This is a genomic window from Nitrobacter sp. NHB1 (genome assembly GCF_036964665.1).
Lineage (GTDB): Bacteria > Pseudomonadota > Alphaproteobacteria > Rhizobiales > Xanthobacteraceae > Nitrobacter.
In genome coordinates, this window is the sequence record NZ_JBAMDA010000001.1 from 466,041 (window position 1) to 478,975 (window position 12,935).

At 62.6% G+C, this 12,935-nt stretch carries 12 protein-coding genes and 1 riboswitch; of the genes, 8 read left to right on the forward strand and 4 right to left on the reverse strand.

The features are described 5' to 3' along the window. The first annotated feature begins 18 nt into the window (after window positions 1–18). The 4 genes from V4R08_RS02180 to V4R08_RS02195 all read left to right on the forward strand — a co-directional run bounded on the left by V4R08_RS02180 (window position 19) and on the right by V4R08_RS02195 (window position 2,619). Window positions 19–921, forward strand: a complete 903-nt coding sequence (locus tag V4R08_RS02180) for a hypothetical protein (RefSeq protein WP_335577832.1) — start codon at window positions 19–21, stop codon at window positions 919–921. Window positions 922–1,049: 128 nt separating this feature from the next. After that, window positions 1,050–1,463 carry a Ros/MucR family transcriptional regulator gene (locus V4R08_RS02185; RefSeq protein ID WP_335577833.1) on the forward strand — a complete coding sequence of 138 codons (414 nt, stop codon included), beginning with the start codon at window positions 1,050–1,052 and terminating at the stop codon, window positions 1,461–1,463. A 156-nt stretch (window positions 1,464–1,619) separates the two neighbouring features. Beyond that, window positions 1,620–2,003 carry a helix-turn-helix domain-containing protein gene (locus V4R08_RS02190; RefSeq protein WP_335577834.1) on the forward strand — a complete coding sequence of 128 codons (384 nt, stop codon included), beginning with the start codon at window positions 1,620–1,622 and terminating at the stop codon, window positions 2,001–2,003. Beyond that, on the forward strand, window positions 1,990–2,619 hold the full coding sequence (locus V4R08_RS02195) for a DUF6456 domain-containing protein (protein ID WP_335577835.1): 630 nt from the start codon (window positions 1,990–1,992) through the stop codon (window positions 2,617–2,619). The genes V4R08_RS02190 and V4R08_RS02195 overlap by 14 nt, the downstream gene beginning before the upstream one ends. A 319-nt stretch (window positions 2,620–2,938) precedes the next feature. On the opposite strand, the gene V4R08_RS02200 is transcribed toward V4R08_RS02195, so the two are convergent. Beyond that, complete coding sequence (locus tag V4R08_RS02200) at window positions 2,939–3,367, reverse strand: SufE family protein (protein ID WP_335580153.1); 429 nt, start codon at window positions 3,365–3,367, stop codon at window positions 2,939–2,941. A gap of 153 nt (window positions 3,368–3,520) precedes the next feature. After that, entirely contained in the window at window positions 3,521–3,913 is a 393-nt protein-coding gene (locus V4R08_RS02205) for a DUF5330 domain-containing protein (RefSeq protein WP_335577836.1), read from the reverse strand. Window positions 3,914–4,342: 429 nt separating this feature from the next. Between V4R08_RS02205 and V4R08_RS02210 the strand changes: the two genes are divergently transcribed. Next, window positions 4,343–6,190 (forward strand): sensor histidine kinase, encoded by a 1,848-nt coding sequence (locus V4R08_RS02210; RefSeq protein ID WP_335580154.1) that lies wholly within the window; start codon window positions 4,343–4,345, stop codon window positions 6,188–6,190. 22 nt (window positions 6,191–6,212) lie between these two features. Beyond that, entirely contained in the window at window positions 6,213–6,857 is a 645-nt protein-coding gene (locus V4R08_RS02215) for a peptidoglycan-binding domain-containing protein (protein WP_335577837.1), read from the forward strand. Window positions 6,858–7,153: 296 nt separating this feature from the next. On the opposite strand, the gene V4R08_RS02220 is transcribed toward V4R08_RS02215, so the two are convergent. Both V4R08_RS02220 and rpe read right to left on the reverse strand, forming a co-directional pair. Beyond that, window positions 7,154–9,241 (reverse strand): TonB-dependent receptor plug domain-containing protein, encoded by a 2,088-nt coding sequence (locus V4R08_RS02220; RefSeq protein WP_335577838.1) that lies wholly within the window; start codon window positions 9,239–9,241, stop codon window positions 7,154–7,156. A 110-nt stretch (window positions 9,242–9,351) separates the two neighbouring features. Continuing rightward, a riboswitch (cobalamin riboswitch) is annotated at window positions 9,352–9,548 on the reverse strand. A gap of 154 nt (window positions 9,549–9,702) precedes the next feature. After that, on the reverse strand, window positions 9,703–10,404 hold the full coding sequence (rpe, locus tag V4R08_RS02225) for a ribulose-phosphate 3-epimerase (protein ID WP_335577839.1): 702 nt from the start codon (window positions 10,402–10,404) through the stop codon (window positions 9,703–9,705). 272 nt (window positions 10,405–10,676) lie between these two features. Between rpe and V4R08_RS02230 the strand changes: the two genes are divergently transcribed. Continuing rightward, on the forward strand, window positions 10,677–11,462 hold the full coding sequence (locus V4R08_RS02230) for an EF-hand domain-containing protein (RefSeq protein WP_335577840.1): 786 nt from the start codon (window positions 10,677–10,679) through the stop codon (window positions 11,460–11,462). Window positions 11,463–11,776: 314 nt separating this feature from the next. After that, entirely contained in the window at window positions 11,777–12,931 is a 1,155-nt protein-coding gene (locus V4R08_RS02235) for an outer membrane beta-barrel protein (RefSeq protein ID WP_335577841.1), read from the forward strand. Window positions 12,932–12,935: the final 4 nt, after the last annotated feature.

Below are 12,935 nucleotides of genomic sequence, written 5' to 3' on the forward strand. Positions count from 1 at the left end.
GGGGGGCGGAGCTTACGAATGAATGTGCTTTTAGTCGTCGTCGGGATCGGTGTGTTCGTGGCCGGTCTGGTGACGGTCGCCTTCGGGATCCCGGTCAAGGAGTTCAGCTTCGGCGATACCCTGATTATGTCCGGCGCGGTGGTTTCCTGCACCGGCCTGATCATGGTCAGCCTGTCGCTTGTCGTCCGCGAATTGCGGGCGGTCGCAGACCGGCTGCGCTTCGCAGCCGAGGCCGCTGATCGCGGCGGTGATCATCGCGGCGGTGATCTCCGTGTGCCGATTCCGCCGGGCAGGGGCATCGAGGACACCCACCCGCCGCTGTGGGATGCCGATCGCGCCGCGCCTGGCGCGGCAAGCGATCCGACAGGTACGCCTTCCGTTCGGTCGCCGCCCTGGCAAGTGGAAACGTTCACCCGCGATCGCGCCGCTGCCGTCCCGGATGTTGCAGCGCCTGAGCCTCCGGAATCCTCCGATGCGCCGTCACCGCTGAAACCGCGCCGCAATCTCCTGTTCGCGTCCTCCATGAGGAAGGAGCGCGAGCGCGCGATGGCGGAACGATCGGGTCTCGCCGGCTTGTCTCCGCCTGCGCCTGCGACACACGCTCCGGACCTCGAAGGGCCCCGGCCGCCATCATTCGACGATCCCTGGCCGCGGTCCGAGCGATCGCGCCCGGAGCCGGGCCGCGCGTCGTCCGTGGCTTCGTCTGCCAGGGCAAGAATCGAGCGAACGTCCGGCTTTCATGGCCAGAGCGCTTCCGCGGTCACGGTGATGAGATCCGGCGTTGTCGACGGGATGGCCTATTCGCTCTATTCCGACGGTACGATCGAGGCGCAACTGCCGGAGGGCATGATGCGATTCGCATCGATCGATCAATTGCGCGCGCATCTGGATCAGGGCCCCGACCGGTCATCTCCGAAATAAACCCCGCACATGCGCGTGTCGTTCTTGTCATGCCGGCAGCAATCCGCTCATACTTGCCATGTAAAGGCAGATTCTGAGCGCTATTCCGAGCGTATCGATGCTGCTTTACGATCCGGAAGATTGAGATCATGAGCGATACAGCGGGCAAGAGTTTTCTCGACCTCACGGCGGAGATCGTATCGGCCTATCTCAGCAACAACACGACGCCGGCATCGGAAATCCCGGCGCTGATCAGCCAGGTGCACGCCGCCCTGACGCGCGTGTCTTCCGGCCGGGGCGAAACACCGGCAGAACCGGCCAAACCCGCCGTGTCCGTCAAGAAATCGATGACCGCCGACTACCTGATCTGCCTGGAGGACGGGAAGCGTTTCAAATCGCTCAAGCGCCATCTGCGGACGCAGTACAACATGAGCCCCGAGCAATATCGGGACAAATGGAAGCTTCCAGCGGACTATCCCATGGTGGCCCCGAACTACGCGGTAACGCGATCCCAACTGGCCAAAAACATGGGCCTCGGCCAGCAGCGCCGGCGGCGAAAATAACGCCAAGGGCTTTCCGGCGTCCAATTTTAGGAATAATATCCGAGAACGAGCGGCGGATGTCTCTGCCTGATCCTTCTTTATCTTGAAAAATGCTATCCCCGGGATAGAAAGAGCCTCTAGGATATATGATTATATTCCTAAAATGGGGCTGCTTCCATGCTTCTGACCTCACTGTCCACGTCGCCCGCAACCATCCGGCGGTCGCCAACCTCGGCGAAACGAATCTGTCACGGCATCGCGGGGCTGGTGGCCGACGAATTCGGGCTCGATGCCGCGACGGTGATGGCGTCCACTCGCGGCGCCCCGCGCGCCGCATACGCCCGGCAGGTCGCCATGTATCTGGCGCATGTCGGTTTTGCGCTGAGTTTCGAGGCGATCGGCCGCGCTTTCGACCGCGACCGCACCACGGTCTCCCACGCCTGCCGCGTGGTTGAAGACAGCCGCGATGACGCAAGACTGGACCGCCGGCTCGCGGTGCTCGAAACAACGTGCGTAGCTTCCGGTGAACGCCTCGATGGAACGCCCGATGTCGGCGTCTGATCGCGGCGTCGGCAAAGCGACGCGCCGCCCGAAGAGCCGGCCTGCCGAAGTCGTCGACCGGTTTCGCGCGCAGCATCTCACGCTTGCCGAGCGCGAGATCATGACCGACGCGGGCGTTGCGACCGTGTTGGCCAACGACAGCGAGAGTCCTCTCGCCTGGCTGGCGCGCCGCAAGGGCCGCGATGGACGCGCCATGATCAGCCCGGACCAGTTCGTCGCCGGCGAACGGTTGCGCGCGGATTTTACGCGCGGGAATCTGACGCCGCGGGTGACCTCGAACTGGTCGGCGCCGACCGGAGGGCGGCCGCGCGGGTCCGGAACGAGCGCCTGTGAGATGACCGATCTGATCGTCGCGTCCCGGCAGCGGGTGCGGCTGGCGCTGCAGGCGTGCGGGCCGGAGTTTTCCGGCCTGCTGATGGATGTCTGTTGCTTTCTGCGCGGACTTGAAGACGTCGAACGTGAACGCGGCTGGCCTCCGCGATCGGCAAAGGTCGTGCTGCAACTCGCGCTGGACAAGCTGGCCAGGCACTACGGTCTGGCGAGCGAAGCGCGAGCCGGGCATAGCACGCATGTGCGGACGTGGCTCGCAAGCGACGCAACCTTTACGAGCGGGTAGGCGATAGAATAGGACGAGGCCAGATCAGCTTCGCCGTCATTGCGAGCTCGCAACAAAATTGGCTCTTGCCAATTTTTGCGCCGAGCGAAGCAATCCAGGAGCCGCAAGGAAAGACTGGATTGCTTCGTCGCTTGCGCTCCTCGCAATGACGATGATTCCGTCTTGCTCAAGCCAGAGCATGATCCCGAAAAGTGGAAACCGGTTTTCGGATAGGATCATGCTCGATCAGATAGAGCATGATCCCGAAAAGTGGAAACCGGTTTCGGATGAGATCATGCTCAGTCAGATACCGGCGAGGCGCCGGTCGCGGTCTGGCTGGTCAGGCTGCGTCGGCCAGCGCTGCCCGCGCGTCCCTGCGAATGCGTTCGACCATGGCGCGCAGCCCGTTGGAACGCTGCGGCGTGAGGTGCTCACGAAAGCCGAGTTCGTCAAAGATGGCGATCGCATCGGCATCGAGAATGGCCTGCGGCTTCCGGCCGGAATAAAGCGTCAGCAGGATCGCGACCAGGCCACGCACGATATGCGCATCGCTGTCGCCGACATAGGTCAGCACCGGTTCGCTGTCAGCGTCGCGGGTGGTCGTGAGGGACAGCCAGACCTGACTGGTGCAGCCCTGCACCTTGTTGGCGGCTGAATGTTCGGCTTCGCTCATCGGTTCAAGGGTGCGTCCGAGTTCGATGACGTACCGATAGCGGTCGTCCCACTCGTCCAGAATCGCAAAGTTGTCCCTGATCTCGTCGATCGTCATCCTGACACGTATGTCCATATGTGTGATGTACGAGCCCTATATAGGGCCGGGAGCGGGAAAAATCGATATGGGCGCGGCGATCCTTGCCGAAATTGTTCCGCCTCGTTAGGTGGCTCTCTGAGCCAAAACCACACTCGAATCATAAGGTTGCTGCTAGTTGGCCGGGACGCCCTCCGGCGCCGTGAGATGCCATTCGGTCTGCAAATCTTCCGGCGTCAGCGTGTCATGCTGCGTATCTTCGGCGGATGCCATGGCGTCGATCGACCCGGTATGGTCGGGAGCGCGCTTGTCGGTGATGATCCGGTACAGCTTTTTCGCGCCGTCCTGGGCGCGCTGCCCGATCGCGACCGCGGCCTGACCGCCGACCTCGCAGGCGGCGGGCTGACGTGTGCAGAATTGACTCATGTCCGACACCGCCGCCGTCGCAGCCGATACGGCCTCGGAGGCGCCGATCTGCGGGCCCTTGTCCGCGTCCGGCGCCTTGTCCCTCGGCAGCAGCACGAGCACGAGCCCGAGCCAGAATGCCATACGAAGCAGGAAAAACATGTCGCGTCCCTATGCGTCTTTTTCGTCCCGTTGCGTTGAATTCCGCAATCTGCCCCTTGCGTATCAGAGCGGTTCTGAATCTCGGGTATCTCCGCCGCCCCTTCAGGCGAAGAAAATCCTGCAAGCGGTGGTGGAACCGGATTCGGCGTAAATTTTCGATTGATGCGGTGGTCGCGGCCGCCCTCGCGCCGGCGGCATCGTGATTTCACGACATCGTCCGCACAGGTGATGGAAACCTTGCATTCACCATTCGCGCCGAATGCAGCCGCTGCCGGGCGGGAAAACGGTCCTCGCGCGGATTGTTTGGTCGCGGGCAGCGCTGCCTTAGCGTTCGCTTAAGTTCACTCTGACACGTTTGCGCCAACGAAAACGGAGGCGTTCCGGCGCGTCTGATACGACGTAGGCTGAAGCGCAAGCGACGTGACTGCATTGACCATCATCCAGGACTGCCTCGACGCCCTGCTGCATCCGTCGGCGCGATACGATGCGTTGACGCGGGCGCGTCATCGGACCTTCATGGGGCCGCGGCTGCTCGGGAGCCTCGTCGCGCTCGCAGCGTTTCCGGTCTATCTCGCGATCCGCGGCGCGCCGACGGCGCTTGAGGTAGCGGCTTTCGCCTGGCTCGTTGTCCCGATTCTGCTGTCCTATTTCCTGTCGCGGACCGGCCGCTACGAAGGCGCGCATGTGCTGTCGTCGCTCGCGCTCGCCGGTCTCGTCATGATGATCGCGATTCCAACCGGCGGGATCGGATCGTTCGCGGCCGTCTGGCTTGTCGTGATTCCGCTGGAGGCGGCACTGTCCGCGTCCCGCCGCGTCGTCGGGTTTGCCTCGACGCTCGCAGTCTTGTGCGTGCTCGCGCTGATTGCGATGAGCTACCTTGATATTTTGCCGTCGCTAGATGCCGGCGCGGCGGCGCACGGTGTCTTTATGGCTTTCGGCATTGCGTCCGCAACCCTCTATGCCGCCGGGGTGGCGTTCGGGGCCGAAGCGCTGGCGCGCACCGGCACCTCGCTGCTGAATGTCGAGGAAGGCCGCTATCGCCTGCTGGCGCGCAACATGTGCGACGTGATTTCGCGCCACAGGCGCAACGGCGCCGTGCAGTTCATTTCGCCTGCGGCGGAAGCCCTGCTTGGCGCGCCGGTGTCGGAATTGCAGGACCATGGCCTGTTCGACCGGGTCCACGTGGCCGATCGCCCGGCATATCTCACCGCGCTCGCGGCGGCTGCGCTCGGCAACGACGGACAAAGCGTCGAATTCAGGCTCAGGCGCGACGTCGCGCGGGATCCGCAGGGAGAGGCGCGCCATTCCACGGACTTTATATGGGTGGAAATGCGGTGCCGGCCGCTTGAGCCGGCCTCCGCCGCCGGAACGTCCGCCGAACCCGAAGTCGTCGCAGTGATGCGGGACATCACCGACCGGAAACATCAGGAGCACGCGCTGGATCTGGCGCTTACCACCGCCGAACGCGCCGATGCGGCCAAGACCCGGTTTCTCGCGACCATGAGTCACGAGCTGCGAACGCCGCTCAATGCCATCATCGGATTTTCGGAGATGATGGTTCAGGAGGATGCCCTGTCGCTCGATGCGGCGCGGCGCAAGGAGTATGCCCAACTCATCAACGATTCCGGCCAGCATCTGTTGTCGGTGGTCAACAGCATCCTCGACATATCGAAAATGGAATCCGGAAACTTCGAGATCTTGCCCGAGCCGTTCGCGCCGCGCGAGGTGTTGCTCAACAGCAGCAACCTGCTCGCGCTCAAGGCCCGCGACAACGGCATCGAACTCGTCACCCGCGTCCCGGAGGATTTGCCGCAGATCACCGGCGATCCGCGCGCGTTCAGGCAGATCGTTTTGAATCTGGTATCGAACGCCGTCAAGTTCACCGAGCGCGGCGGCCGGGTCACGATCTCGGCGCGCGTCGAGGGATCGCGCATGGTGCTGCGCGTGATGGACAACGGCGTCGGCATCGCGCAGGAAGACCTCAAGCGGATCGGCGACCCCTTCTTTCAGGCTGGAAAAACCTACCAGCGGCGCCATGAAGGGACCGGACTCGGGCTGTCGATCGTCAAGAGCCTGGTTGCATTGCACAGGGGCGAGATCGATGTGCAGAGCAAGGTGGAGGAGGGGACCACGGTGACCGTCATGTTGCCGCTGACATTCGTGCCCGGCGTCGACGTGCCCGAAGCCGAGCCGTCGTCGGACAATATCGCGACGCTGACGCCCGCACCGCGCCCCGGCAAGCAGGATCAAGGTTATCGGGTGAAGAAGAGTGCCTAGAAAAGCTGTTGGAGAGGATGTGGTGCGGCCACGGCGTCGCAGCGTGGCTACCGGGACAAGCGAGGTTGACGAAGAACGCGGTCTCGCCATGCGCATTCTCCTGCACAGCCCGAAAGATCTGCTTGCGGGGTCGCTCGCCTTTGCCGCTGTCGGCGCGATTGTCGCCAACGCCATGTTCATGCAGGCCGGCCATCATCCGTCGCCGATGTTCGGATCAAGCGTCGCGATGCCGCTGGCGTTGCGGCAGGTCAACCCGCTGCCGAAGCCCCGACCGGTCGAGGCGGACACGGCCGAGGCCAAGCCGGCAGAACTGCGCGCCAGTGAGACGAAGGCGGCGGAGACAAAGCCCGACGATACTGTCGCCAGTGTTGTCAGGCCCACCGCGCCGCTGCACGCGCATAGCCCGCATCCGCCGACGCCAATCCCGGCGCCCGCGCATAGCGATCCCGTCGCCGATCTTATCAACGCGACGCGCCGTGTCGCCGCAGTCCAGCGGACATTGACGCAATACGGCTATGGCCAATTGAAGCCGACAGGAACGGTCGGAACCGACACCCAGGCCGCGATCCGGAAATTCGAGCAGACTCGCCGGATGCCGGTGACCGGACAAATGTCGGATCGTCTCGTGCGCGAACTTGCGGCCATGACCGGACGGCCGATCGATTAGAGCCATTCATACTTATACGGAATCAGGTTGCCGTCATTGCGAGGCGCATCGCGCCGAAGCAATCCAGAAAGTTCCGAAGAAAGACCTGGATTGCTTCGCGGAGTTTATCAACGGGCGGCGCCTTGCGCCGGCCCGTTGGCTCGCAATGACATCTGATGAATGCGCTTCCGTCAAAACGTGAAACGCTTGAGCTGCCACGTCGTCATTCCGAAGCGTCGCGAAGCGACGAGCCCGGAATCGTCACCCCCGTCCCGCTTCAGGAAGCCGCCTCTCTCCGGCCAAACCGCCGCCCAACGCTATTGCACCCCGTAACTTGCGACCCGGATGCCGCCGAAAATCCCGAGGCCCGGCGAAAGGAATCCGGTCGGATTTTGGTAGCGCACGTCAAAGAGATTATCGACCCGTCCGAACACCTTGACCTGATCGTTGATGGCATAGTCGCCACGCAAATTCACAAGCGTATAGCCGGGCGCGACAATTCCGGAGGCCGAGCCGTCGCGGGTGACGTCGATCCAGTTGCTGATATGGAGCACCGTCGCCGACAACGTAAGTTGATCGATAGGCAGCCAGGTCGCCGTCGCGCTCCACTTGTCCTTGGGCCGGCGCAGCAGTTGCAGGCCGGTGGTGGCATCGACGGCACGGGTGAAGGTGTAATCCGCGCGGAGGCCGAAACACTTTGTGATCTGTGCCGAGACGAACGTTTCGGTGCCTTCGGTTGTCGCGCTGTTTACATTCACTAACGATGTGAACGTATCATTATAATCGATCAGGTTGGTGATGTCGTTGTGGAAATAGGTCGAGCCGAACCGCACGCGATCGTTGAATAGAGGCTGCTCGAAGCCGGCATCGTAGCCTTTGCTGTCTTCCGGTTTCAGGTTGGGGTTAGCGAAGAAGTTGAATGCAGGATAGTCCCGGTACAATTGGCTCAACGACGGCGCCTTGAACCCGGTGCCGTAGCTCGCTTTCAGTTTCGTCTCGGTGACGGGAAGGATAACCGCCGGCGCGATCCGGTAGGTCCCATGCTCGCCAAACCGGTCGTTGGAGTCCTCGCGGACATTCGCAACCAGGAAAAAGCGTTTCGCAAACGCCGATTGCAACTCGATGAATCCGGCCTTGTTGCCGTTCTGAGCCGCAAGATCGGTGGTGTCGATGCGATCGGTCTGTTGCTCGGCGCCGACGATAAGGTTGTTGTCGCGCGCAATCTCGGCCACAGTATGCCAGTCGAACTTCAGCCGCGTGCCCGTGGTGGCCGTCGCAACCGGATCTCCCGGACCTATGTCGTAGCCTCTGCTGTTGGTGTAATTGACGCCGAAGTAGTTCTTGATCCGTCCGTCGAACAGCGACCATACGGCCTCTTCGCGGTTGAAGAGCTGCTGGACGGCGTGCGTGCTCTGCGCGGCATTGGGAAAGCTCGGAAATCCGCTATCCCCGGTGAACAGCAGCGTCGCGTCGGTGTAGCGAACCACCGAATTCACGGTCAGGTTTTCATTGAGATCGACCCCGAGCTTGGTCGAATAGGTCTTGTTGTCGTAGTTGTTCCCGATCGCTTTCCGTCCCGGCGGGAGCAGTTCCTGCGGGGTGACGGGAATGTCTCCGGCGTGGAGATGAGCGACGTTGACCGCGTAATTGAAGTTCTGTTCGGAGCCGCTCAATCCGAGCGTCTGGTTGAAGGTGTTGAACGAGCCGGCCTCGATTGACGCCGTGGCGCGCGGCGGACCTTCTCCCTTCTTCGTGATGATGGAGATCACGCCGCCGATCGCGTCGGAACCGTAGAGCCCGCTCTGCGGGCCTCGCAGAATTTCCATCTGCTGAATGTCCGCCGCAAGAAGATGAGCGTAGTCGAATGCGCCATTGATGTTGCCAGGATCGCCGATGTCGATTCCGTCGACGATCACCTTGGTGTGGTTGGCATTGGTGCCGCGCATGAAAACCGACGCCTGGGCGCCCGGTCCGCCGGCTTGTATGACATTCAAACCGGGGACCGTGTTCAGGATATCCGGGACGGTGCGGTATTGCTGGGTCTGAATATCCTTCTCGGTGACGACGGTCACGGAGCTTGCCAACTGGCCTGCGGGCGTCACGACACCGGTCGTGCTGACGATAACGGATGCTGTCGCGCCCGGAGCGTGGGCATCGCCGACGGCGGGTTGTCGAGAGGCGGAGCGGGTCGCACGGCGCGACCGCGAAGCTGCGCGGTGGGACGGCGGTGGCGAATCTGTCGTTCTCTCCGGCAAGGGCGCGATCTGGATCGGTGGCAGCAGGTTGGGAGAAGCGGATTGCTGGGCGAGGGAAGGCGTGGTCAGGCCGATCGACCCCACGGACGCGAGGACGGTGGAGGCAAGCAGGCTTCTGCGATAAAGCCCGGAAACGAAGGCGGCAGACATGAGGAAACCTCGGCAGGACGTCGGTGGCACGTCACAGCGAACGAGGTTTCACAGGAGCCCCGGGGGCGCCGGTGAAGCGGATGTCTGTAGTCCCCGACTGACACCTTCGCGTGTGACCACGGCTGACGGCAGGTCTCCTGGCTCGCGGGTCGTGACCTTGCGTCGCCTTCCCGGGGCCGAGATGTCCCAGTGGCCTGTGACGCAGATTCGCCGCTTACAGTTGCGGGGGCAGCCATGGCGTTGGGATGATCCCGCACCACGTTCCCTTTTGATCTCCCGAGGGAGAACCGTCGTCGGTCATTTAGAAGTGTGTCAAAGCCGTGTCAATTGACAGAGCGATTTGGACGCGGCTTTTCCCGCCTCCGGTGCATATCCGCCGCATCGGCATTTTCAAAGACGCGGAGTCCCGGATCGCATTTTCGATGCGTTCCGGAATAATGCGGATGGTCTTAAGCGTTCCGTCAGACCAATTCGCCTCGCGCCGCGGCGGCGGCACTGCGGATCGCGTCCATGTTCGCCTTGTAGGACTCCATCGTGCCGCCCTTGAACACCGCCGAGCCCGCCACGAAGGCATTGGCGCCGGCGGCACCGAGCTCGCCCGCAACGTCGGGCGCGACGCCGCCGTCCACCTCGATGTCGATCGGCCGCCCCGCCGTCATCGCGCGCAGATCCCGAATCTTGTCGAGCGCGGAGGAAATGAATTTCTGGCCGCCGAAACCCGGATTGACCGACATCACCAGCACCAGATCGACCATGTCGAGGACATACTCGATGGTGGAGAGTGGGGTCGCGGGATTGAGCGAGACGCCGGCCTTCTTGCCGAGGTTGCGAATGGCCTGCAGCGAGCGATGCAGATGCGGCCCCGCTTCGACGTGAACCGTGATGTGATCGCAACCGGCCTTGGCGAAGGCTTCCAGATAGGGATCGCAGGGCGAGATCATCAGATGGGCGTCGAAAATCTTCTTCGTGTGCGGTCGCATCGCCTTGATGACATCGGGGCCGTAGGAGATGTTCGGCACGAAATGGCCGTCCATCACGTCGAGATGGATCCAGTCGGCGCCCGCCTGATCGACGGCGCGGACCTCCTCGCCCAGCTTCGAGAAGTCCGAGGCCAGGATCGACGGTGCGATGACGAGAGGACGCGGCGCAAAAGTCTGAGACATGAACGTTTCCGGAAATTTCTGCGGGCTTGAGAGAGCCTCGCCTAACATGGGCCGCGGCCGGGAGCAATGCGTGGCATCCGTCCGAATCCGGAATGGCTTCGGGGCGCAGGCACGGCAAGTTCTGCCCGCGGGCGGCACGTTTTGCCTCGGTTTCGCCGGGGCGTTGCGCTGAAACTCCATATTCTATCGTGTTTCTATGGTGGCACGGCGCTTGCTCGAATGATTCCCGAACGGGACTTCCGCCGCGCGCGGCACCTATCGGGAGTATGGCCATGCTGTTTGCCCTAGGGGCCGCGTCGTCGGCGATCGATGCATTTCAATCGCTGACGTCATCGACCTCTTCGCCGGTCAAGACCGGGTTCGGTCCGTCCGCAACGGCATCATTCGATCCAGCCGGCACGGCGACGGTCTCAACCAGTCCCGGCCCCTCGTCGGGATCGGGCGGCGGAAACTGTATCGCGCCAGCGACCATGAGCGCGCTGCTGGCGGCACAGGGACAGTCGTCGGGCGCGCCGACCACCACCAGCGCATCCAGCGCGTTACAGGATCTGTTTTCGCAGATCGACGGCAACGGCGACGGCCAGATCAGCAAGTCCGAATTCGAGAGCGCGCTCGGCGCGGGCGGCACCAATCTGGCACAGGCCGACGACGTGTTCGGCAAGCTGGATACGAATGGCGACGGTTCGGTGAGCCTCGACGAGATGGCATCGGCCCTGAAAGGCGCAGGCGGCCACGGACACGGTCATGGCCACCGTCACTCTGTCGCGAGTTCAGACGGCTCCAGCAGCGCGGACGGATCGAGCGGTGCCAGCGGAGGGTCGAGTTCCGATTCACTGCTCGCGGCGCTCGACTCATCGACCTCGATCACCAATGGCGACGGATCGGTAACCACCACGACCACGCTTGCGGATGGAACCCAGGTGACGCTGACGTCACCACCGTCTTCGTCGATGTCAGGCACGGCGTCATCGTCCTACAACCTCATGCAGCAGGCGATCCAGCGCGAAGCCCAGGCGATCTCCGCGTCGGCTACTCAATCGCTCTCGGTCAGCGTTTAGCAGACGACCGGGCCGTCATTCCCGAAGCTGCGTTAGCGGCTGTCGGGAATCCAGTATCATGAGAAGAATTTGTGAATCCCGGATTCTCCGATGTGCAATTGCACATTGAGGCTCGCACCTCAGGTCGGCAATTGCCGACCGATGGTGCCGCCCCGGAATGACATTTTCTGACAATATCCGTAGCCGTTGCGATTACCGGTGGTAGCCTTGGGTTCGCCGCATCCGTATCATTGCGCCGCCGACGTCGATTTTCATGATCCGATAACCATATCCTTCAAGTAATCGTTCCCTCTGCAAAGTATTGCGAGGGACGTATGTATATACCACAAGTATTTCTGATCGCCGGCTGCGTCGGTCTCATCGGCTCCCACGCTTCCGCTGAAGACGACTTCACCGCGTCGTTCCGCTTGCGCGGCGGCTTCGATTCCAATCCGCAGTTTTCGATTGGGCAGGGTCGCGGCAGCGCTTTCATCGCCGCCGACACGGCGTTGGCGGCGGGAATGAAAGCCGACGGCTACACGCTGGGTGTCGCGGCGGAAGCCAATGCGACGCACTATGCGCAGCCGCTGTTGACGCCCGCTCGCGGCGGCAAGGTGATCCTGCGCGGTTCGATCGGCGACGACGATCTCAAGCTGGATTCCACATCGACCATTGCCGACACCAGCACCTACAATCTGCGCTCGACCGACCTGATCCAGTCGGTCAGGGGTGAAGCCCGATACGGCTCGATCAAGCTGTTCGCGACCGCGGAAGGAGGCCGGTCGAGCCTGAACCAGACCAACGCGATCTTTCAGGATTTTCTTCCCGACCCGCAGCAGTATTTGCGGGGCACGCTGATCCCCGGCGTCAGTCTCGTCAGCGGCAAGTCCGAGTTCGGCGCGTCCGTGAACCTGTCGGTGCGGCGCTATCTGCAGGAGTTCGACGTGTTCGGCTATCGTCGCCACAACGAGAGGGTGCAGCCGTTTCTATTCGCGAAATATGCCGACGACGCCGTGACCGCGTTTGCCTCCGTCTCGCAGTTACGCGGGACATGGCACGATCCGGATTTCACCAACGTCAATCGAACGCTGTTCGATGCCAGTTTGACCTGGCGTGCAGCGCCTTTTCGAATCGATCTGACTGCGTGGCGCCGCGCGGGCGAAACCACGTTTCCGATCTCGCCGATCACCATCGACACCGCATATTCCGCGAAGGTCTCCTGGAACGTGGAGCCGGAGGTGACGCTGGCGGCTTCGGTTGGTTATGCGGCATCCGACTATCTGGACTCGCCGTTTCGTGCGCGGACGCTGATCTGCGGCGTCGGCGCGACCCGCAACATCGACGACGACCTGACGCTCGGCATCGATATCGCTTATGCAAAGGGCTCGCTGATCTCCGGCGACGATGCGAACGGACTTGTGGTCACGTCGTCGATCACAAAGCGCTTTTCCGCCAAACCGCCGGGGCCGAAAAGTGGCTCCGGCGCGTGAGCCG